The organism is Methylosinus sp., assembly GCF_036560965.1.
In the GTDB taxonomy this organism is placed as follows: Bacteria; Pseudomonadota; Alphaproteobacteria; order Rhizobiales; family Beijerinckiaceae; genus Methylosinus.
On sequence record NZ_DATBQF010000020.1, the window covers coordinates 47,550 to 70,215 of the forward strand.

The 22,666-nt window shown below is 69.1% G+C and carries 10 protein-coding genes; 4 read left to right on the top strand and 6 right to left on the bottom strand.

Annotated elements, in window-relative coordinates:
• The first annotated feature begins 15 nt into the window (after positions 1–15).
• From VIF40_RS06555 to VIF40_RS06570, 4 genes are all read left to right on the top strand, one after another.
• Positions 16–5,223: a hypothetical protein gene (locus VIF40_RS06555; RefSeq protein WP_331936722.1), complete on the top strand. Its 5,208-nt coding sequence runs from the start codon at positions 16–18 to the stop codon at positions 5,221–5,223.
• A 65-nt stretch (positions 5,224–5,288) separates the two neighbouring features.
• Positions 5,289–11,249, top strand: coding sequence for an alpha-2-macroglobulin (locus VIF40_RS06560; RefSeq protein WP_331936723.1), 5,961 nt, complete (start codon positions 5,289–5,291; stop codon positions 11,247–11,249).
• 62 nt (positions 11,250–11,311) lie between these two features.
• Positions 11,312–13,609, top strand: coding sequence for a transglycosylase domain-containing protein (locus VIF40_RS06565; protein WP_331936724.1), 2,298 nt, complete (start codon positions 11,312–11,314; stop codon positions 13,607–13,609).
• Between the two features lie 119 nt (positions 13,610–13,728).
• Positions 13,729–14,847 (top strand): aromatic ring-hydroxylating dioxygenase subunit alpha, encoded by a 1,119-nt coding sequence (locus tag VIF40_RS06570; RefSeq protein WP_331936725.1) that lies wholly within the window; start codon positions 13,729–13,731, stop codon positions 14,845–14,847.
• Between the two features lie 83 nt (positions 14,848–14,930).
• Here the strand turns inward: VIF40_RS06570 and VIF40_RS06575 are convergent, their stop codons facing one another.
• The 6 genes from VIF40_RS06575 to VIF40_RS06600 all read right to left on the bottom strand — a co-directional run bounded on the left by VIF40_RS06575 (position 14,931) and on the right by VIF40_RS06600 (position 22,637).
• Positions 14,931–15,935, bottom strand: coding sequence for a hypothetical protein (locus VIF40_RS06575; RefSeq protein ID WP_331936726.1), 1,005 nt, complete (start codon positions 15,933–15,935; stop codon positions 14,931–14,933).
• A gap of 131 nt (positions 15,936–16,066) precedes the next feature.
• Positions 16,067–17,137 (bottom strand): lipocalin-like domain-containing protein, encoded by a 1,071-nt coding sequence (locus VIF40_RS06580; RefSeq protein ID WP_331936727.1) that lies wholly within the window; start codon positions 17,135–17,137, stop codon positions 16,067–16,069.
• Positions 17,127–19,607 carry an ABC transporter permease gene (locus VIF40_RS06585; protein ID WP_331936728.1) on the bottom strand — a complete coding sequence of 827 codons (2,481 nt, stop codon included), beginning with the start codon at positions 19,605–19,607 and terminating at the stop codon, positions 17,127–17,129. The genes VIF40_RS06580 and VIF40_RS06585 overlap by 11 nt, the downstream gene beginning before the upstream one ends.
• On the bottom strand, positions 19,604–20,260 hold the full coding sequence (locus VIF40_RS06590) for an ABC transporter ATP-binding protein (protein WP_331936845.1): 657 nt from the start codon (positions 20,258–20,260) through the stop codon (positions 19,604–19,606). The genes VIF40_RS06585 and VIF40_RS06590 overlap by 4 nt, the downstream gene beginning before the upstream one ends.
• A 61-nt stretch (positions 20,261–20,321) precedes the next feature.
• Positions 20,322–21,314 carry a TonB family protein gene (locus VIF40_RS06595; protein WP_331936729.1) on the bottom strand — a complete coding sequence of 331 codons (993 nt, stop codon included), beginning with the start codon at positions 21,312–21,314 and terminating at the stop codon, positions 20,322–20,324.
• Between the two features lie 336 nt (positions 21,315–21,650).
• Positions 21,651–22,637: a LysR family transcriptional regulator gene (locus tag VIF40_RS06600; protein ID WP_331936730.1), complete on the bottom strand. Its 987-nt coding sequence runs from the start codon at positions 22,635–22,637 to the stop codon at positions 21,651–21,653.
• Positions 22,638–22,666: the final 29 nt, after the last annotated feature.

The window sequence follows — 22,666 nt, forward strand, 5'->3', positions numbered from 1 at the left end:
GCGGCGGAGGGTGAGATGTTGCGCATGATCGGGGTCCTGCTCGTGAAAGTGTTGACGGCTTTCGCGATTTCTTGCCTGTCGCTCGGCGCATTCGTTTCTTATGCGGCGTCGGAGCCCGCGCCATCCGGCAAGGCGCGCGTCGAGCAGCACGCCGCCTCCGGCCGATTTTCGGCGAGCGAGCTGCCGGCCGATCGCGACGGCTTCTCGCTTTTGACGATCCCGGCGCCCGGCCGCTACGCGATCTCCGCGCATAGCGCCTCGGGCGTGGCCATTGGGCTCGTCGATATGATCTCCGGCCCCGGCGAGAGTTCCGGCGTTGCGGGCCAGCGCGACGGCCGTCTCGATCTGCTGCTCGACGCCGGCGTCTACAAGCTGCGCGTCTTCGGCGCGAAGGGCGCGGCCGGCAAGGCGCGCCTCGCCGCGGAGGCCTTTCAGGAGCAGGGCGCGCGGGAGACGCTCGCCGGCGCCAGGATATTTTCCGCCGAGCTCGGCGATTTCGCCCAGCGCAGCTATTCGCTCGAGGTCGGCCCCTCGGGCCGCGTCGCCGTCGAGGCGCTGGGTCGCGGCTTACGCGATCTGCGTTTGTGGAAGGCGAGCGGCGAGCTCGTCGATCTCGCGCCCGCGCGCGCGACGATCGAGACGAAGCCCGGCCGCCAGATGACGCGGCTGCGGCTCGAAGGCGCGGTCGAGCCCGGCCGCTATGTCGCGACCGCCTATGGCGGCGAGCCGATCGTCTGGCCGGAGGGCGGCGCAGCGCAGCCTTTCCTGCTGCATGGTCTCGAGCCCGCCTCGCTCGCCGCGGGCGTCGCGAATGGCGTCATCGGTCCCTTCGGCTCGGCGCGCTTCGAGGCGCCGGCGAGCTATGATGCATTTCGCCTGGAGCTGCCCAAGCCCATCGCGACCCGCCTCGAGGCGCGGCGCGGGGAGGGCGCGTCGGCTTCCGCTTCGATCGACAAGACCAGCCGCGAGCCGGTCGCCATCGTGTCGCTCGGCGGCGACGGCAAGAATGCGGGGCGCATCGAAGTGTCCGGACTCGAGGGGCAGGCGTTTTCCTTGCGCGCGTTGCGGCGGGCGAGCCGCGCGTCGATCGAGACGGACGGGCCCAATCTCGTGGCGTTGGACGTGGCCGGCGAGGGCGCCGACGAAGTCCCGGCCACCGCGCTGCTGGCGCGCACGGAGAATGGCAAGACGCGCGTTCTCGCCGCCGAGCTGCCGAAGATCGGCGGCGGCCGCGCCTATCGCGGGCGCTTCAATCTGCGCGGGCCGACCACGCTGCTCTTCGAGGCGAGCGATAGCGGCGTCGTGGCGATCGATGTGAGAGGGCCGCGGGTCCGCGCCGTCATCGAGCCGGCCTTCGGCGCCTTTGCGCCGCGCGCCGACGGGCGCCTGCCGAGCCGTTATGATCTTCAGGCCGGCTTCTATGCTCTCTCCCTCGAGCCGCTGGAGGGCGCCGTCGGCATCGTCGATCTGACGCTCGGCCCTCCCGGCCTCAGGCCCGATCGTCCTGCGCCGCCGCCGGCGCGCACGGTGATTTCCTTCGGCGAGCAAAAGCTCGACCGCAGCGCCTCTCACTTCATTCTCGCCAATTCGGCGCCGGGCCTGCTGACCGGCCCGCGCGTCATCGCGCTGCCGGCCGATCTCGAAAAGGGCGCGGCGCCTTTGTGGCTGCCGGCCTCGACGGAATATCTGCTGCCGGTCCGCACGCCGCGCGGCGGCAGGATTCTCGTCGTCGACGACAGAGGCGCGAGCGCCCCCGCCGTGATCGCCGAGGAGAGAATCGAAAACGACAATCGCTTCGCCACCATCCGCGTGCACGGGCGCGCGGAGCCGGGGGCGCTCGCCCTCGTCTATGCGCGCGACGTCGAGCCGGGGGCCGCCGAGGCTGCGAAGGAGCGCCCGCCGGCGACGATCTCCGCGGCCAGGCCCGCCTGGTTCGATCTCTCCCGCGACGAGACGCGGACGTTTCGTTTCGATGTCGCCGAGGGCGGGCTCTATCGCGTCGAGACCTTGGGGCGGCTGCAGACGCGCCTCGCGCTCGGCGCCGATCTCGCGCCGCGTCTCGGCGTGGAGGAGGACAATGGTCCGGGCCATAATGCGCTGGTGACGCGCTATTTGCGCGCCGGCGCCTATCGCGCCGCCGTCACCGCGCGCGAATCCGCCGGGCATCTCGGCCTCTCGGTGAAGAGCGTGGCGATGGCGACGACGGCGCCCATCGTCGGCGACGGCGCCGCGCGCGCCGCGCTCGACGTCGGCCGCGGCGCCGTCGTGCCGATCGACATTCCCGAGGACGGACTCTATCGGCTCGATCTCCAAGGGCTGGGCAAGGGGCTCGGCAAGGAGCAAGGAAAGGGGCTCGGCAAGGCGTGGCGCGCGCGGCTGGAGGAGGCCGACGGCTGGCCGCTCACCACGCCCGGCCCGCTCACGCGCCTGTCGCGGCGCTTCGAGAAGGGCTCCTATCGCCTCGTCGTGCTGCCGGAGGATGTCGAGGGCCGTTTCGTCGCGCGCCTGCGCAAAATCACGACGCCGGCGCCGCTCGAGGGCCATGGCCCGCATGCGCTGCCCTTCGACGCGCCGCAGACGTTGCAATGGCGCGAGCCCGTTGCCAAAGGCGCGCCGCGCGAGCCCGATGTGTGGCGCTTCGCGCTCGCCGGCGATTCCGATGTCGCGCTCGACATCGGCGACGGCATGGTCGCCGAGGTTTTCGATGCGGCCGGCAAGAGCGTCGGCAAATTCGCGGCGGGCCGAAAGCTTTCCGTAAAGCTCGCCGCCGGCGCCTATCGCGTCGAGGCGCGGAGCCTCGCCCATGACGATCGGCTCGACTACCGCATCGCGCTCGCCTCGACGCAATTGCAGCCGGGCGCGCCGCGCTTCGTCGCGCTGCCCGCGACGCTGCCCTTCGCCATCGCGCAGGACCGCATCGTCGATGTGACGAGCTTCGGCGACGAGGAGCTGATCGGCGCGCTCGAGGATGAGGCCGGCGTCGTCGTCGAGCGGCTCGAGGGGCGCGCCGAGGATTGGAATGTCTCGCTCTCGCGGCGGCTGCCCGCGGGCGCCTATCGGTTGCGGCTCGACGCGCTGAAGGGCGCGCCGCAGCCTGCGCGCGCTACCGAGGAGCAGAGCCAGAACGAAAGCGAGAACGCCGCCGCGGAAGGCGAGCCGGCCGCCCAGGAGGCGAATGCAGAAGCGGAGGCGAATGCAGAAGCGGATGCGGAGCCCGAGGGCGTCGAGATTCGCCTCGCGTTGCCGGCTTCGGCGCCGGGGGAGGAGCTGACGTTCGCCGGCGTGAAAACCGTTTCCGGCGCCGGCGCGCATGCGCTCGCCCTGCCGGCCGCGCAGGACGGGCGGCTGATGATCGTCGCCGCGCGATCGACGCGCGAGACGGCGCTGTCGATCGAGACGCGCGAGGCCGACGGACGCTGGCGCGTCGTCGGGCGCGAGCGCGGGCTTTCTCCCGTCGCCGCCTGGCCGGCCGCAGCCGGAGAATGGCGCGCGACCGTCTGGACCATCGGCGGCGCCGATGCGCCCATCGCCATCGCCGCGCGCAGTCTCTCGCGCGCGCCGCGCGGCTTCGGCGACATAGCGCTGGAGGCGGAGCCGATCGAAGGGCTGGCGACGAAGCTCTGCGTCGGCCTCGTCGCGGCGCCGTCCTCGGCCCTCGTCGCTATCGGCGCGGCGCCGGCGTCGCTCGCCGCGGGCTCCTCGCCGGGGCATTTGCTCGCGCCGACGTCGGCCGGCGCGCTGGCTCCGCAATCGGAGCGATTGTGGCTGCTCGCGCAGGGCGATTGCGCGGCCGAGGCGCGCGTCGCGGCCTTCGCGCCGAACGGCGCCGAAATGTCGCTCGCCCTCGGCGAAGGCGAGCGCGCCATTCTGCCGTCCGCGCCGCCGCCCGCCGGCAAGGCGCGTCTGTGGCTCGCGCGCTCGGCCTTCGGCCAGCCGGGCGTCTCGGCCGGGCGCGGCTTCGCGGTCGCGCCGGGCGCGGCGCTGGCGCTCGCCGGCAAGGAGCCGCCGCGCCTGTGGAACGCCGGGAGCGCGGAGCCGCTGCGCCTCGTCGCGCAGGCGATCGACGTCGCCCTCGCGGCGCCCATCCGGGCCGGGGCGCTATATTCCGGCGTTGTCCCGCCCTTCTCCGCGCAGCCTCTCGCCTTCGACGGCGCCGGCGCGCTGGCGCTCGATCTTTCGAGCGGCCTCGCCGCCTTCTCGGCGCCGGAGGAGGCGCGCCACTTCGCCGCCTTCGCCGACGGCGCCCCGCTGTCGCGCCGTTTCGAGGGCGCCCGCGCGCTCTGGCTCGTCAATCTCACCGATAAGCCCGGCCCCGCGCGCATCGTCTCGTCGTCCGAGCGCTATGAGCCGCTCGCGGCGGGCAGGGCCGTCAAGCGCTTCTATGGCGCCGCCGGCGAGACCGCGCATCTCGTCGAGGCGCAGCCGGGCGATCGGCTCGTCGCCGCCGGCGGCGAGGCGGTCTTCGTCGGCGCCGATGGGCGCGTGCTGCGCGGCCGCTCGCTGCTGCTCGGCGGGCCCGGCGAGGTCACGATCGCCCATGCGCCCGGCCTCGTCGCCGCCTGGCTCGAGCGCGCCGGCAAATCGCCCTGGCCGGCGTCCACGCCGCGCGCGGCGACGGCGCCCTTCGCCGCGACTCTCGACGGCGAGGCGCAGGCTTTCGCGCTCGATGTGAGCGCGCCTGTCGTCCTCGACATTCGCACGAGCGCGCCGGCCATCGTCGCCGTCACGCAGAATGGCGCGCGCGAGGTCGCGACCTTCCCCGCCGGCGTGGAGCTGCATCGCTATGCGGCGCCGGGCCGCGCGCTGGTCGAGATCTATTCGCCGCATGACGGCGCGCTGTCGGGAACGCTGACGATCGCGACGACGCCGGTCATTCCGGTGAAGGATGGCGTCAATGATCTCGTCGCGCTCGGACCGGCGGGCGGCGCGCTGTTCTCCTTCGAGGTGACGAAGGCCGGCGAGATCGGCCTCGGCCTGCGCGCCGAGCCGGACCGCGCCGAGCTGCGGCTCTTCGACGCCGCCGGCAAGACGCTCGGCGAGGGCGCCGCGCAAATTCTCCGGCTCGAGCCCGGCCGCTATTTCGTCGAGGCGCGCGCCCCCGCCGACGCGCCGGCGACGATCGTGCGCCTCGCTCTGCGCGGCCTCGCGCCGCCGCCCTCCGGGCCGCCGCCGGACGTCGTGGCGGAGTTTCTCGAGAAGGCCGGACGAAAGAGCGGCCGATGACGACGCTCGGCTCGCTCCGCTCCGCTCATTCGACAAACGCCCTTCGTCCCATTCGAGGCTCGGCGATGAAACGCATCCTTTGTCTTTTTTCCGATCTCTCCGCCACTGACGTGAGCGTCGCGACGCGCTCCCGAGGCGCGGTCGCTGCGCGGCGCGCGACGATGTGGAGGCTCGCCGTTCTGCTCGTCGGCTGCCTCGCCGTCTCCGCGCCGCTGCGCGCCGAGCCTGCGCCCTTCGATCGATTGCATCGCGCCGATGGCGCGCGAATCGTGCCGGATAAATTTCTGCGAAGCTATGATCCCATCACCGTCTTCTTCGATCGCGACGTCGGCCCCAAGGCGGGCGGGCCGGAAGACGCGCATGAGAAATTCGTGAGGCTCACCGGCGAGCCCGCCGGCGAATGGCGCTGGATCGGCGCGCGCGCCTTGCAATTTCGTCCCGCGCAAGCTTGGAAGCCGCTGCAGCGCGTCGAGATCGACGCCGGCGCCGCCGCGACGCGGCTGGTCGCGCTGCTGCCGACGCCCTCCTCGACAAATCCCACGGAGAGCGCCGATCCGATCGCCGATCTCGAGCAGATCACGCTCACCTTTCCGGAGCCCGTCGACATCGCCGCGCTCGCGCGCCTGCTGACGATCGAGCTGCGTCCGGCGCCGGGAATCGCGCCGCTCGGCGGACAGCTTCTGACCGCGAAGGATTATGATATTCGCCCGCTGGAGCGCGCCGATCGCAACGCCGCGCAAAGCGTCGCCATTCGCTTGCGCGAGACGATCCGCGACGGACGCGTCGCCATATTGCGCCTGAAGCTCGCCGACGAGCCGGGCCTCGACGACGAGATTTTCGAATTGCGCGCGCGCTCGGCCGCGCCGTTTTCCGTCACCGAGGCGAGCTGCGGCCGCGGCTGGAGCGACGACAAGCAGGATGGCGTGCTGCGTTGCGCCTTCGGCTATGCGGTCGCGCCATCCGCCGCCGCCTCCGAGGGCGAGGAGGAATCCGCGCCCGTCTCCAATTATCAGCCGGCCAATCGCCGCCGCTTGACGTTGACCTTCACCGAGCAGCCCGACGAGATCGACATTCTTCGCGCGCGAGAGGCGCTGCGCGTCTCGCCGCCGGTCGACGATCTCGCGGTCGAGATCGATCGCAAGCGGCTCAATGTCTACGGCCGGTTTCTCTCCGATCGCGTCTACGAGCTGAGCGTTGCGCCGGGCGCGCTGCGCGATATTCGCAAGCGCGCGCTCGCCTCGCGCTTCTCGCAGCGCTTCGCCTTCGATCGCGACCGGCCGGCGCTCGCATGGGACGCCGCGCAGGGATTGGTCGAGCGCTTCGGCCCACAATTGCTGCCGTTGCGCGGCCGCGGCTATGACCGCGCCGATATTCGCATCCACGCGATCGATCCGCTGGCGCGCGACTTCTGGCCCTTCCCCAAGAGCGGCGTCGAGACGGAGGATTCCGCCGCGCCGCCGCTGCCCGGCAATGAGCCGGCGCATTGGGGCGAGACGGATGCGCCGGAGGCCGCGGCGATCGTCGCGCGGATAAAGGCGCTCGGCTCGCCCGCCGTGTCGGCGCTTCTCGATCTGCCGATCCGCCGCAATGGCGCGGACGCGAAGTTCGGCCTCGATCTCTCGACTGAATTCGCCAAGATCGCCGGCGCCGGACAGGCGGGAACCTATCTCATCGGCCTGCGCGCCGTGGACGAGAAGAAGCGCCATTGGCTGCGTGCGCAAGTGACCGATCTCTCGCTCAGCGCGATAGAGGAGCGCGCGCGTGTGCGCTTTTCCGTCACATCGCTCTCCACAGCGCAGCCGGTCGCCGGCGCGGAGGTGAGGCTCGAGGGCGTGAAGGGCGATAAATTCGTCACGCTCGCGCATGGACTCACCGATAATTCCGGGTTCTTCGCCTATGATCCCGGCAAGCGCGCGGAAGCCGATGTGCGCCGCGTCGTCGTGAGCAAAGGTCTCGACACGCTCGTGATCGACGCCAATGACGCGCCATCCGAATATGCGCGCGAGAATTGGACGAAGCCCGACGGCGCCTGGCTCGCCTGGACCGCAAATCCCAGCGAGCCGCGCAAGGAAGAGCCGCGCGCTCTGTGCCATGTCTTCGCCGAACGGCCGATCTATCGGCCCGAGGAGGCGGTGCATATAAAGGGTTTCGTGCGCTCCTATCGCGACGGCGCGTTGAGCGTCGGCAAGGCGGGCGGAACGCTCGTCGTCGCCGGACCCGGCAATCAGGAATGGCGCATTCCCGTGAAGCTCGACGCCTCGGGTAGCTTCTATCACAAATTCGATGCGCAGACGCCGGCGACGGGAGACTATACGCTGCGCTTCGAGCCCGATGGCGCGAAGCCCAAAAAGAGCGAAGAGAAGAAAAGCGAAGAGAAGAAGAACGACAAGAGCGAGGACGCGGCCGCGCCGAGCGATGGCGCCGAAGCCGAGGGGGAGACTCAGACCGTTTCCTGCGGACAGTTTCCGTTCAAGAAGGAGGCCTATCGCCTGCCGACCTTCGAGGTCGTGCTGAACGCGCCGCAGATCGTTCCGCTCGACGGCGAGTTCAATGTCGATCTCGTCGCGCGCTATTTCGCCGGCGGGCTCGTCTCCGAACGGCCGGTGAAATGGCGCGCCGTGCAATTCCCGCATGTCTTCCAGCCGCCGGGACGCGAAGGATTCTTGTTCTCCACCGATGCGCGCTTCTCCGGCGAAGGCAAGTTCAAATCCTCGCCCGTGCTGGAGCGCGACGCGCGCACCGACGCCGGCGGTGCCTCGCGCATGACCTTCGACACGACGATCGAGCCGACCGCGCAGCCGCGCCGCTATTCGATCGAGGCCACTGTGACGGGCGATGACGGGATCGACGTGCGCAATGTGCAGAATGTGATCGCCGTGCCGCCTTTCGTGCTCGGCGTGAAGGTTCCGCGCTATGTCGAGCGGCCCGGCGTGGTGACGCCGGAGCTGCTCGCGCTCGACGGCAAGGGCGAGGCGGTGGAAGGATTGCCGGTCACGCTGCGCTTCATCAAGCGCAATTGGGCGTCGACCTTGCAGGCCTCCGATTTCGCGCAGGGCGCGGCGAAATATGTGACGCAGGTGATCGAGGAGACGCTCTTCGAGCGAAAGCTGACGAGCGCGAAGGAGGCGCAGAGAATAGAGCTCGAGGCGCGCGACGCCGGCGTCTATGTCGTGCAATTGGAGGCTTACGACCGCATCGGCCGGCGCCAGCAGGTGAGCGTCGATTTCTTCGTCGGCGGCAATACGCCCGTCACTTTCCAGCGTCCGCCGGCCTCGACCGCGACGATCACGGCCGACAAGCAATCCTATGCGCCGGGCGAGACGGCGACGCTCATCGTCCAATCGCCGTTCCAGAATGCGCGGGCGCTCGCCGTCGTCGAGCAGCCCAATGGCGTGTTCGATTATCAATTCATCGACATCGCCAATGGCTTCGGGCGCTACACGCTCGATCTGCGCAAGGAGCAGACGCCCAAGCTCGCCGTGCATTTCCTCATCATGCGCGGCCGCTTGAAGGATAGCGCGCCGGCGGCGGCATCCAATATCGACCAGGGCAAGCCGGTGACGATCGCCGCGACGAAATGGATCGAGGTGACGCCGGTCAAGAATATCGTGACGGCGAAGCTCGATTATCCCGCCAAGGCGCGACCGGGGCAGGAGGTCGAGGTCACGCTGCGTCTGTCCGATGATCTCGGCAAGCCGCTCGCCGGCGAAGCGACCTTCTGGATGGTCGATCAGGCGGTGCTGTCGCTCGCCAAGGAGCGGCCGCTCGATCCGCTGCCGGATTTCATCGTCGAGCGCGAGACCAGGCTCGCCGCGCGCGACACGCGCAATCTCGCCTTCGGCAAGATTCCGCTGGAGGAGATTCCCGGCGGCGACGCCGGCCTCGACGAATGGGGCGCGGAGACCAATGTCAGCGTGCGTAAGAATTTCACGCCCGTGCCGATCTATCTGCCGAGCGTGAAAGTGGGCGCCGACGGGCTCGCCAAGATCAAGGTGAAGCTGCCCGACTCGCTCACCGTCTTCAAGCTGCGCGCCAAGGCGGTGAGCGGCGCCGATCGTTTCGGCTATGCGACGGGCGAGATGCTCATTCGTCAGGAGCTCGTCGCGCAGCCCGTGCTGCCGCGCTTCCTGCGCTCGGGCGACAGGCTCGATGTGTCCGTCGTCGCGCGCGTCGTCGAGGGGCCCGGCGGCGGCGGCAAGGCGACGATCGCCGCGCAAGGGCTGACGCTCGCGAGCAATGCGCAGCAGGCTTTCGCCTGGACCGCCAACAGACCGGCGCGCATAGACGTCGCGGCGAGCGTGCCGGAGCCCGCGCCCGGCAAGGAGAGCGTGACGCTGAATTTCCGCGTGGAGCGCGACGCCGATCACGCGCGCGACGCGGTGGAGATCGAATTGCCGATCAGGCCCGACCGCTTGCCGGTGCGGCGCTACGAGATCGTCGAGATCGCGCCGGGCGAGACCAAGACGCTTCCCGCAGCGGCGGAGGAGGCGCGGCCGGGCTCGTTCCGCCGTGATGTGACGCTGGCCGGCGATCCGGCGCTGGTGAAGCTCGTGGCGGGGCTGAACGCGCTCGTCGAATATCCCTATGGCTGCACGGAGCAACGTCTCTCGCTGGCGCGCTCGGCGCTGGCGCTGAAGAATTTCACGCCCATCCTCTCGGCGGCGGGGCTCGACAGCCGCCTCTCCGGCGATGTGCGCAACACGATTCGCGCGATCGATCAGTCGGTCGACGCGGATGGTCTCGTCGCCTTCTGGCCGCGATCGCGCGGCAATGTGTCGTTGACGGCCTGGGCCTATTCCTTCCTCGCCAGCGCCGAGCGCGCCGGCGAGCCGATCGACAAGCCGCTCGCCGATCGTCTCGCCAATGTGTTGAAGCTGTCGCTGCGCTCGGATTATCCGCGCCTGCTCTCCGGCGAGGAATTGCGCGAGCGCGTCGAGGCGCTGATCGCGCTCGCCGAGGGCGGAAAGCTCGATGAATCCTATGTCGCCGAGCTCTCGCGTCACGCGGACTTCATGCCCAACGCCAGCGTGGCGGAGCTGACTCGCGCCGCGGCGCGCGCGCAATCGGGCGATCGGCGCATCGTCGATTCCTTGCTCGACGCTCTGTGGAGCCGCGTGAAGATTCTCTCCCGCAATGGCGCGCAATATTATGCGGGCCAGGCGGCCGATGGCGGCAATCCGGTGATCCTGCCATCCGAGACGCGCGGGCTCGCGGAGATGCTGCGCGCAGTCGCTGTCGCATCGCCGTCGGACCCGCGCGCCGGACTGCTGCGCGAGGCGCTGCTGCGCTTGGGCGAGGGCGACGGCTGGGGCTCGACCAACGCCACCGCCGCGGCGATCGACGCATTGGCGGAAGTCTGGCGGCGTCCGCAATCGCCTCTGGTCGTCGCGCTCGCGCAGGAGGGCGCGGGCCCGCAGACGCTGACGCTCGACGCGAATAATCCGGTTCTGCGCAAGACGAGCGAGGCGCCCTCGGCGCTGACCATCGCCAATCGCGGAACGGCGCCGATCGTCGCGCTGGTCGAGACGCGCTATGAACCCGAGGAGAGCGGCGCGAAGGCTTTGCCGGTGAGCGAAGGTTTCGCGCTGACGCGCGAGATGTCGCGCGTGCGCAAGGCCGATGCGCCGCTGGAAAAGATCGCGGCGGAGACCGGCGTCGTGACGCTCGCCGTGGGTGATGTGATCGAGGAGACGGCGGAGCTGGTCAATCCTCAGGATCGCACGCATGTGGCGATCTCGCTGCCGTTGCCCGCCGGCTTCGAGCCTTTGAATCCCAATCTCGCGACATCGCCCGCCGAGGCGCAGCCGTCGAGCGCGCCGACGCTCGCGCCGACCAGCGTCTCCTTCGGCGACGATCGCGTGTTCTATGCTTACGATTCACTGCCGAAGGGACGCTATCGCTTCGCCTTTCGCGCCAAGGCGCAGACGGCGGGCGTGTTCACCGAGCCGCCGGGCGTCGTCGAGACGATGTATAAGAAGGGCCTGCAAGCGCAGAGCGCCGGCAAGCGCGTCGAGATCGCGAAATGACGAAGGTTCGCGATCTCCTTCTCCGGCGTGCGGGAGAAGGCAGCCTCGCGAAGCGAGATCGGATGAGGATCCGCGGGATCCTCAGAGCCCTCATCCGACACTCGCTGACGCGAGGGCCACCTTCTCTCGCTGAGCGGGAGAAAGAACGTGCGTTCGGAAAGATTTCGTATGTCATCGTCGCGCTGACCATCGTTTCGCTGCTTCCCGGCGCCTTCCTCGCCCAAGCCGCCCTTTCCCGCGCCGTTCTCATCGCGCCGCGGCCGACGCCGATCGTCTATGATCGCAACGGCGTCTTTCTCACGCAGATCGGCGCGCGCGACGCCGCGCGGATCGAATACGGCTATTGGCCGCTGCGGGAGATTCCGCCGCGCGTCGCGCTGGCGACGCTGGCGCTCGAGGATCGCCGCTTCGCCGCGCATGGGGGCGTCGATGCGCGCGCCGTGCTGCGCGCGGCCTGGCGCAATCTCACCGGGCGTGGCCGTCGCGAGGGCGCCTCGACCATCGCCATGCAGATCGCGCGCATGCAAAATCCCGCGCCGCGCGGGCTTTCGGCGAAGATCATCGAGGCGGCGACGGCGGAGGCGCTCGTCGCGCGGCATGGCCATGACGCCATTCTCGCGCATTATCTGCGCCTCGCGCCCTATGGCAATGGCAGCCATGGAATAGCCCATGCCGCGCGCTTTTATTTCGACAAGCCGGTCGAAGACCTCTCGCTCGCCGAGATCGCGCTGCTCGCCGCGGTTCCGCAATCGCCGGGCCGCATGAATCTCTTTCGCGAGCGTGGCGTCTCGCTCGCCCGCGCGCGCGCGGCGCGTGCATTGACTTATCTCGCGCGCGAAAATCTCGTCGAGCCTGCGCAGATCGCCCTCGCGGAAAAGCAGCTGGCGACGCTGCGGCCGATCGGCGCGGCGCGGCGGCCGGAGGCGCTGCATCTGTCGCTGCGCTATGAGAGGCTCGCGCGCGAGGGCCTCGTGGCGGCGGCGTCGCCGCATGATCCGCGCATCGGGGCCACCATCGATCTGTCGCTTCAGGAGCGGCTCGCGCAGCTCGCGCGGCGCTATCTCTCGCTCTGGCGTTCCGCCGGCGCGCGGCAGGTCGCGCTGATGGTCGTCGAGCGCGGCACGGGCGCGGTGCTCGCGGATATCGGCTCCTCCGATTATCGCGATTGGCGCGATGGCGCGATCGACTTCACGCGCGCGCTGCGTTCGCCGGGCTCGACGCTGAAGCCTTTCGTCTATGCGCTGGCTTTCGAGCGCGGCGCGCTGGAGGCGACGGATGTCGTCGTCGATGTTCCGGAAGGCGCGTCCGGCGTCAACAATGCCGATGGCGCCTTTCTCGGTCCCATGCTGCCGCGTCAGGCGCTCGCCAATTCGCGCAATGTGCCGGCGACCAATCTCATGCGTCGCGTCGGCCTCGACGCCAATTTCCAATTTCTACACGATCTCGGCCTGCACGACCTCGAGGCGCCGGCGGAATCCTTCGGCCTCGCCATGGCGATCGGCGCGCTGCCGACGCGGCTCGAGCATTTGATGCGGGCCTATGGCGCGCTCGCCGAGGATGGCGTGCTCTCCGATCTCGTCTTCGCCAAAGAGCAGCAGCGGCGCCGCTCCATTCGCGTGATGTCGAGCGACACGGCGCGGCTCGTCACCTCCATGCTCGCCGATCCGCTGGCGCGTCTGCCGAGCTTCCCGCGTTACGGGCCGCTCGAATATCCGTTCGCTGCGGCGGTGAAGACCGGCACGTCGCAATCCTATCGCGACGCCTGGACCATCGCCTTTTCGCGCAAGGCCATTGTCGGCGTATGGATCGGTCGCGGCGACGCCGGCCCGATGAACCGGCTGAGCGGCGCCTCTTCCAGCGCGCGGCTCGCGCATGCGGCGCTGACGCTCGTTCATGGCGCGCGGCCCGGCGAGATCGAGCCGGACTCCTTTCCGCCGCCGCTGGGCCGCGTTCCGGTGGAGATGTGCCTTTCCGGCGGACGCAGCGACGGAAGCTGCGGCGAGACGCTGGTCGAATGGGTGAAGCCGGGCGGCGCGCCGCCGATGCGCGTCGCCATCGGCGGGCCGGCGCGGCCGGCGCCGCTCGACGCGACGGTGGAGCTCGCCGTCACGACGCCCGAGCATCAAACCCATATTTGGCGCAATCCAGAGCAGCCGGCGGCGCTGAACCGACTCGCTCTGCGCGCCTCGGCGCCCGCCTCTGTGGAGCAGATCCTCTGGGTCGTGGACGGCAAGCCGTTTCTGCTGGCGGAGGCCGACAAGCCCGTCTACTGGCCCATGCAGCCGGGAACGCATCATATTCAGGCGCGTCTGCCGCTGCGGCCCGGCGCCTCGCGCGTCGTGGAGGTGACGATCGAGTGAGGCTGGCCGTCTCCACCTTTTCTCGATTTTCGATCAGATATTTACCCGGGCCGGGTTTTTCATTAAGAGCCGAGCGACGCGTCCCTCGGGCGCAAGATCCTGCGGTGATGGAATTGGGCATGGGTGACGAAACTGCCGCGATGGCGGCGCGCGAGTCCGGGACCGCGCTGCGTCGGGACATTCGCAAGACCGCGCTGGACCCCAATTTCTGGTATCCGGTCGCCCGCAGCGACGAGGTGCGGGCGGGCAAGACGCGTTCCTGCTCTTTCGCTGGCGAGCCGATCGTGCTGGCGCGCGGGCGGCAGGGCGTCGTCTTCGCGCTCGAGGATCGTTGCGCGCATCGCCAAGTGCCGCTGAGCGCGGGCGTCGTCGAGGAGGACCGGATACGTTGCGGCTATCATGGCTGGGCCTATGATGCGAGCGGCGCCTGCGTCTCTCTGCCCTATGCGGCGGACTGCAGCCGCGCGGCCCCCGGCGTGCGCAGCTATCCGTGCCGGGAGGCCTATGGCCTCGTCTTCGTGTTTCCCGGCGATCCCGCGCGCGCGCCGCTGGCGTCCTTCCCGAATATCCCTTCGGCCACGGACAAACGCTACAAGATCCGTTATCTGAGCCGCCGCGCCCATTGCCACTATAGTTTCATGCACGAAAATCTGATGGATATGAACCATCAATTCCTGCATCGCAGGCTGATGGGCGGGGTGAAGACCTATTTTCTCGGCAGCCGCAGGGGCGATGGCTGGGCGGAGGCGACCTATAGCTTCCGGCGCGTCAGCGGTCGGCAGCCGTTCGGCGAGAATTTCATTCTCAATCGCGGAAAATGGCGCTTCAAGCGCGCGCCCTTGTCGCCGGAGGCGCTGGCCGCGCCGCCGGGCGACCGAATGGTGATCCGCACCGACTATCCGTATCAGACGCTGAAATTCTGGACCGCCGGCGCCAGCGAGCCGGCGCTCGATCTGTGGAACTGCTACATACCCGTCGATCGCGCGCAGAAGATCAACCACACATTCGGCATGATCATGATCAGGCGGCCGTCTAAGCGCCCGTTCCTGCTCGATCTCTTCTGGCCGGCGATCGTCTGGTTCACCAATGGCATTTTCGCGGAAGATCGCTGGATCTGCGAATTGGAGCAGGCGGCCTTCGACGCGCAGGGCGAGGACCGCAATCAGGAGATTTTTCCGGCGATCCTCGACCTGCGCGGCGTGCTCGTCGACAATGGCCTGCCGCTCGAGCTTGGATAAGCGCATGCGGCGCTGTCGTTCCCCTCAGGCCGACCGCCCGACCCGCGAATCCCTCGCCCGAGCGATTGGAAGCGTCCGCGCCGTCACGAGCGCAGCGGCAGATGCGACAAGCGGAAAAAGGCCGAGACGAGCTTCACCATCAGGCCGACGAAGCCCGAGCCGCCATAAAATCCGTCCTTGTTGAGCTGCACATAGACATAGGCGGGCCGCGCGGAGCGATTGGTCAATTCGCAGACGAGGAAGCCCTCGCGCGCCCGCATCGACTCGAACAATATGCCCGTCGCATCGGCGAACTCGCGCAGCCGCGTCCGCACGGGCCGGGGCGCGCCGGCGGCCGGGGCGTCGCCGAGCGGCGCCGGCGCCGGGTCTTCGTCGTCGGGATGGCATTGGCTGGTCGGCCGCAGCTTGGAGTCGATATTCTCGGTCGCGGCGATCACATTGCCGAGCGCGAAATCACGGCTCTCGCCGGGCGCGAGCCGCTCGCACCAGACCATCGTGCGCCCGGACAGGCACAGGGTCGCCTGTCGCACCGTTCTGTCCGGCGTCTCCGTGCGATAGACATAGGGCGCGCGCGCCCAGCTCATCGTCGCGGCGTCGCAAGGCGTCGAGCGGATCGCCACCTCGGCCGAGGAGCAGAGATAGGCGGGCTGCAGAAGCTTCAGCGCCGGCGCGCCTTCGCGCGCGAGCTCGGCGAGATCGATCTTCTCGACGACATTGCCGTCGCCGGCGGAGAGAAGAATCTGCCGCTGCTCGCCGAGCGAGGTGACGCGGTTCAGCCGCACATCGCCGCCGCCGCAGAAAATTTGCAGAAAGGCGCTGCCTTCGTTGACGAAGAAGGACCGGCGCGGAATCTGGTGCGGGCTCTGGCGTGGGATGGTCTTGACGCCCGGCCAGCGGCAGACGGAGCGATTGGGCCGATCGAAGAAGGCGGTGTTCGGCCCCAGCGTGACGACGAGTCCCTCCTGTCCCTCGAGCAGGCGAAAATCGCTCTCGCCCTCGTCGAGAGTCAGACGGTCGCGGCTGAAGAAGGGATTGCGCGTGAAGGTGCGCAGGCCGAGATCGAGAAAAAATGTCGGCGACAGATACATGCGAAAAATCCCCTTGGCCTGCGCCGCCGAGCGGGCGCCGGCGAGAGCGTTGCGTCAGAAGAATGCAACCCGATTATGGATAGAGCCGATGACATTCGGATCAAGCTTCGGCGGCGAAAAAAGGCCGCGCTTCAGTATCCTGTCATTTCGAGATAGCCCTTGCCGCTCTGCGAGCCGACAAAGGAGACAGGCCCTTCGAAATAGCCGACGCCCGTGCTCATGAAGCTCTGCGAATTGAGCGGCTTCGCGTCTATGTCGAGACGAAGGCTCTTCACCTGCACGCGCCAGCGAATCGGCAGCAGGCGGCCGGAGACGAGGCTCTGCTCCAGCGGCTCGAGGACGATATCGTCGCGTGCGAGCGCTCGCGTCGCGCCATCCGCGGCGATGTAGCTTCCCGAGAGAAAGGGAAGCGATGTGTCGCTGCGCAGGCGAAACAGCATCAGCTCGGCGCCATTGTCGAGATGCAGCGAGAACCAGTCCCAGCCTTTCTGATCGGCGGCGAGCGGGCGGCTGCTCCATTCATGATCCATCCAGGCGCGGCCCGTCACCTTGCGCTCGACGCCGTCGACGGCGAGCGCGCCGGCGACGGAGAAGAAGGGCTGGCTGTAATAATAGGAGGCCTGTCCGCTCTCGGATTTGCGACTGTAGCCCGCTTCGCCATGCAAGGCGAGCGGCTTCTCCGCGGAAAGGCGGAGGGAGTAGCGAAAGCGTGGCGCTGCGGCGGTGATCTCGCCGCCGGAGAGATTCGGCTCTGTCGCGGAAAAGGACCAATTGTCGATAAAGGCGCGGAATGGCGCGGCCTCGACGCCCGCCTGTCCGACGCCGCCGCGCGCGCGCGTCTCGGCGAAGAGATGCAGCGTCTGCGTCGTGACGGCGGCATGGGCGACGAAGGCTTGCGGATCGTCCCAGCCGTCGCCGTCGCGCGGCGCGCGCGCATGGCGGAACAAGGTCCATTGCGCGCCATAGGCATTGCCGGATTCGTCGGTGAGATTGGCGGTGAGATACCACCATTCGATGCGGAATTCCGGATGCGCGCCATGGTCGCGCGGAAACACGAGGGCGTGGCCCGGCGTGGGTTCGGCGAAGCCTAGCGCGTCATCGCCGAGGCCGGCGAAACCAGCCGCGCGCGCCGGCGCCGAGGCGCAGAGCGCCAGCGCGAGGAGCAGAGGCGCGAGCAGCGCGCGCGAAGGCTCAGCGTTCATTGGCGAAGACCGCGAGCAGCGAGGCCGGCGCGACGCGCGCGAGGCGACGAATGGGCATGAGCGAGGCGAGCGCCGCGGTGAGCAGCGCCAGCGCGAAGACTTCGAGCCATTGCGACGGAAAGACGTGAAAGGGCAAGCGCCAACCGAAGGCGCGCACATTGACGATGGCGACGAGATCATAGGCGAGCGCGAGGCCGAGCGGCACGGAGACCAGCGCCGTCGCCGCCGCGAAGAGGGTGACGCGCGCGAATTCGAGCCAGGAGAGGCTGCGTCGCGAGACGCCGACCGCCCATAGCGGCGCGAGCTGCGCGACGCGCGCGGCGGCGAGCGTGGTGAGGCTCGCGAACAGCGCAATGGCGGAGACGACGAGCGTCAGCGCGTCGAGCGCCGCGGTGACGGCGAAGGTGCGCTCGAATATCGTCGTCGAGCGCTGCTTCAGCGACGCCTGATCGATGATGCGCGCGACGCCGGCGCCGAACTGTGTCTGCAATGCATGCATGACGGCGGGCGCGTCCTCGGGCCGCGCGCGCAGCATATAGTCGAGCCGGCGGGCGTCCGGCCAGCGCGCCGCGAGCGCCGCGTGATCGACGCGCATCTGGCCCTTGGCGGCGCCGTAATCGGGATAGACGCCGACGATCTCGACGCCCCAATTTCCTGTCGGCGTCGGTATGTCGAGCGTCGAGCCGAGCGCGAGGCGAAGGCGCCGCGCGAGCTGCTCGCTGATCAGCGCGCCGTCGCCGCGCGCGACGCGCCCCCATGCGTCGGCGCGCGCTTCGAGCAGTGGAAAATGCGCGCTGAAGGTTTCGTGCGGCGGCGCGCCGACGATCTCGACGGGCCAAGAACTTGCGACGGGTGAGGAGCGCAGAGTCGTTCTCGCCTTGCACAGCGGCAGAACAGCGGCGACGTCCTCGCGCGCGGCGAGCCATGTCTCGATGGCGCGCGCCTGCGCTTCGCTCGACGCCTCGAAATAGATTTCGGCGACGAGGCGCTGATCGAGCCATTGCGCGAAAGTGCGACGAAAGCCCTCGACCATCGAGCCGACGCCGATATTGGTCGAGAGCGCCAGCAGCAGCGCCATCAGCGCCAGCGAGAGGCCGGGAAGCTGCTGCAGCGCATCGGCGAAGAACCATTTGGCGAGCGGGCCGCGCGCGCGCTTTTCGCCGAGCCGCAGCGCAGCGGCGAGCGGCAGCGGCAATGCGAGAGCCGCGCCGAGCAGCAGTCCCGCCATGGAGACGAAGCCCGCCTCGAGCCCCTCGCCGAACAGCAGCGCGGCCGCCGCGCCGGCGAGCGCCAGAGCGGCGAGCGCCCCCTGGCGCAGCAGCCAAAGCCGCTGCGCCTCGCGCCAGGCGAAGGGCTGCGCGATGGCGAGCACGGGCAGGCGTAGCGTTTTGACGAGGCCGCTCGCCGCGGCGATGGTCGCGCCGATGAGCGCCATGCCGACGCCGGACGCCCACCAGCCGGGCGTGAGGCCGAGGGCGCCGTCGAGCTCGGCGCCATAGAGGCCCTCGAGGCTCGCGGCAATGTCCGGCAGCAGAGCGGCGGCGATGAGATAGCCGCCGACCATTCCCGCCGCGCCGGCGAGAGTGGCGAGCAGCATCAGCTCCGCGACCAGCGCGAAAGCCAGCGCGCGCAGCGAGACGCCGATCGCGCGCAAGGTGCGAATGATGGGCAGCCGCTGCTCGAAGGCGAGGCCGAAGGACGCATGCGCGATGAAGAGCCCGACCACATAGGCCAATAGGCCGAAAGCGGTGAGATTGAGATGAAAGCTCTCGGTGAGCTTGGCGAGCTCCGGCGCGTCATCCGCCTCGACGCGGCGCAAGGCGTCGCCGCCGATGGTCTCGAGCGACGGCGCATCTCGCGCCGGCTGCTCGGCGAGCAGGAGGCGCGACAGGCGCCCGGGTCGATGCAGCAGGCGTTGCGCGACGCCTATGTCGACGACGATCGTTCCCGGCGCGAGGTCTTTTTCGATCGCGAGCGGCGGCAGATGCTCCGCATCGCCGAGCGCCGGCGTCGCGCCCTCCGCCAGCCCGAGCGCGCGCAATGTCTGCGGCGCGACCAGCGCGCGGCCCGGCGGGCCGAGGAAATCGTCGAGCGTCTCGCCCTCCGGCATTTTGTCGCGCGCGATCTTCGGCAGGGTCAGCGGCTCGACGCCGAGCAGGCGATAGGCCTTGTCGCCGAGGCGGATCGGTCCCTCGATCACGGGGGAGACCTTCCAGCCGGCGCGTCGAAACGCGAGGAAGGCGTCCTGCGCAAAAAATCCGCCGCTCGCCGCGACGAGGCTCGGCGCGGCGCCGACGCCGAGCGCGCCGGCCGCGTGGTCATAGCTGCGGCGCGCCTGATCGTTCAGCGCCGCGACGCCGCTCCACAGCGCTGTGGCGACGGCGAGTCCGGTGAAGAGCGCGGCGAACTGCCCCGGGCGCCGCCGCCAATGGCTCGCGAGAGTCGCCAGCGCATAGAGAAATTGCCTCACGGCGCGAGCCTTCCGGCGGCGAGCGTGGCGCGGCGGTCCAGCCGGCCGGCGAGGCGCGCGCTATGGGTGACCATCAGCACCGCCGCGCCCGCCGTGGCGGCGAGCTCGAGCAGCAGATCGAGCACGGCGTCGCCGGTGGCCTCGTCGAGATTGCCGGTCGGCTCGTCGGCGAGCAGCAGACGCGGGCGCGGCGCCAGCGCGCGGCCGACGGCGACGCGCTGCTGCTGGCCGCCCGACACTTGCTCGGGATAGCGATCGAGCAGCGCCGAAAGGCCGAGACGGGCGGCGAGCTGGTCGCGCCAGCTTTCGTCGAAGCGGCCGGCGAGCCGCGCCTGCAGAGCGAGATTGTCGCCGACAGTGAGGCTCGGCACGAGATTGAACTGCTGGAACACGACGCCGAGCGTCTTGCGGCGCAGCGCCGCGCGGCCGTCGTCGTCGAGATTCGTCACCTCGACATCGTCGATATGGATGGCGCCGCTGTCGGCATGGTCGAGCCCGGCGACGAGATGCAGCAGCGTGCTCTTGCCGCTGCCTGATTCTCCCATCAGCGCGAGGCTCTCGCCGGCGGCGAGCGCGAGGTCCACGCCGTGCAGGACGGGCAGCGGCCCCTGCGGCCCGGGATAGGACTTCGAAAGATTGGTCACGCGCAGCAGCGGCGATCGCGCGCCTATTTCTGTCGCGTCACACGCGGCCGACGCTACGCTCAAAACGACCTCATTTCGGATCGAAGTGGAACTGAATTCCGCGTGGATGCCCATAGGGCGGCGCGGGAAACGGCGCCGCGCGGCGCACGGCGGAGAGCGCGGCGTTGTCGAGGTCCGGAAAGCCGCTCGATCGATAGACCGCCTGATGGGTGAGATGCCCGCCCTCGTCGATGAAGAACACGACGACGCCGTGATTGGGCGTCGTCTTGTTGCGCAGCGACGGCGGTATGTTCATGTGCCGCATGATGAGGCCGAACAGCACGGAGAGATAGGTGGTCTTCGCCGTGCCGCCGCTGACCGGCGCTGTCTTGGAGGAGCCGCCGAGCTTGAAGTCCGGCAACGGCTCCAGCGAGGCGAGCTGATCGGCGATGGATTTCGGCTTGGGCTCCGGCGAGGCCTTGATCTCGACCTCGCCCTGCTTGTCGTCGAGCCGCGCCTCCAATTGCGGCTGCGCCTGCTCGACGATCTCGGCGTCGGCCTTGTCCTCCTCCGCCTTGGGCGTCGCGGGCTCGGGCTTCGCCTTTGCCGCTTCCTGCTTCTGCGGATCGGCCGATTTTTCCGTCGCCGGCTTGGCGGCGTGCTGCTCATTGGGCGGGTCGCGGCGGGCGGATTTGGTCTGCTGATCGGGCGCCTCGCGCTCGGCCGTCTCCTGATTCGGCGCGCGTGGCGCGTCGAAGGCCGGCTTCTCGTCGTCGACGAGCTTTTGCGGCGGCGGGGGCTTCTGCTTCTCCTCGGGCTTGGGCTGCTCCTTCTCGGGCTCCGGCTCGGGCGGCGGCGGCTCCTGCGGCGGAGGCTGCGGCGCCTCGGCGACCACCTCCAGCGGAATCTCTTGTTCCTGCGTCGGAATTTCGTTCGAGAGCAGCAATTGCTCGAGCAGAAAGGCGGCCAGAACGACAATGTGAACCAGCGCCGAAAGAATAATGGGCGCGAGTCGGCGCTTCGCCGGCGCCTCGCGCTCGGGCGGCGTTGTCAGACGTTCGGCCGGGTCTGCTCTCAAGCTCATGTCAGAAGCGACATTCGAACGCCGCATTGCGGAAAAACGACGGCGACAGAAGCGCGTTCGATCCGACCCGGATGGACGCGCCGCCCGCCTCCGTTCCGCGAGATGGTCCGGCGGCGCCGGGCGCGACGATGAAAAAACTGCGCGTCATCGAGCCGGCGATCCACAAGAGACGAGAGAGCATTCACACGAAACCGGCCGAAGGTTCAACCCCCGTTCGAGCCGCCACGGCCGGCCCGGCGCGCGCGATTCGTTGCGCCGCAACAACGATAGCCGGCGCCGGGGCGCCCGTCATCTCGGGAGTATTTCCGACGTTCGTGTGGCGAAATGGCGGCGGACCTACCGGTCGACCCCGGTCCTCGCGGCCCGTTGCGGCGTCCTGCGGGGCCGAGAGGGCCGGGCCGGAGCCGGGGGCTCCTTTTTTTCTGTCGGGGCGGTCAGCTCGACGATCAATTCGCGAATCCAGCGCTGACCCGGATGACTATTGTTGCGCTCGTGCCAGATCAGGTCGATGGCGAATTGCTCCGTGAGCCACGCAAGCTCGACGCAGGACAGCCGGTCTTGTCGGCCGCGCAAGAGTCTTCGCGGCGCGAGCGCCACGAGGTCGCTCATCGACACGATTTCCGGGACGAAGAGGAAGGACGCCGCCGACATGACGATTTTGCGCCTATGTCCGAGCGCGGCCAGAGCCTCGTCGATCGGCGAAGCGAAGCCGCCTCCCGACGGCGAGACGATCACATGCTCCAATGCGACGAATTGCTCGACGGTCAAGCCGGCTTCGAGACCCGGATGATCGCGGCGGCCGATGAGCACATAGGTTTCGTCGAAAAGGCGGCGGGTTCTCAGATGCGGCTGGTCGGGCGTCGGCGTCGCTATGGCCAGATCGACGTCGCCGGCCGCCAGCTGCTGATCCAACAGCGCCGGATTCAAATTGCGAACGGCCACTCTCACGCCAGGCGCCTTTTCCCGTAAGGCGAGGACGAGCGGCATGACGACGGCGGCCTGAACATAGTCGGTGCAGGCGATGGCGACGATCAGCTCGGCGCGCGCGGGCGAGAAATCGTCGTGGCTTTGCAGCGTGTCGCGCAATTGGTCCAGCGACTGGCGCAATGGCTCCATCAGCGCCAGAGCCTTGGCGGTGGGGATCATTCCGCGATGCGCGGGAATGAGCAGCGGGTCGCCGAACAGGTCCCGCAGACGGTTCAATTGGGCGCTGACGGCCGGCTGGCTGAGATGGAGCCGCGCCGCCGCTTTGGTCACATTGCGCTCGGAAATCAGGACTTCGAGCGTCGCCAGCAGGTTGAGGTCGATGCGGCTGATATCCATTCTATGGATCATAGCTCAGATGACAATCG

Bases quoted from the DNA above. Each gene is read 5' to 3' on its own strand.
- VIF40_RS06555 (WP_331936722.1), top strand. From the start codon at position 16: ATGTTGCGCATGATCGGGGTCCTGCTCGTGAAAGTGTTGACGGCTTTC.
- VIF40_RS06560 (WP_331936723.1), top strand. From the start codon at position 5,289: ATGAAACGCATCCTTTGTCTTTTTTCCGATCTCTCCGCCACTGACGTG.
- VIF40_RS06565 (WP_331936724.1), top strand. From the start codon at position 11,312: ATGAGGATCCGCGGGATCCTCAGAGCCCTCATCCGACACTCGCTGACG.
- VIF40_RS06570 (WP_331936725.1), top strand. From the start codon at position 13,729: ATGGGTGACGAAACTGCCGCGATGGCGGCGCGCGAGTCCGGGACCGCG.
- VIF40_RS06575 (WP_331936726.1), bottom strand. From the start codon at position 15,935: ATGTATCTGTCGCCGACATTTTTTCTCGATCTCGGCCTGCGCACCTTC.
- VIF40_RS06580 (WP_331936727.1), bottom strand. From the start codon at position 17,137: ATGAACGCTGAGCCTTCGCGCGCGCTGCTCGCGCCTCTGCTCCTCGCG.
- VIF40_RS06595 (WP_331936729.1), bottom strand. From the start codon at position 21,314: ATGAGCTTGAGAGCAGACCCGGCCGAACGTCTGACAACGCCGCCCGAG.
- VIF40_RS06600 (WP_331936730.1), bottom strand. From the start codon at position 22,637: ATGGATATCAGCCGCATCGACCTCAACCTGCTGGCGACGCTCGAAGTC.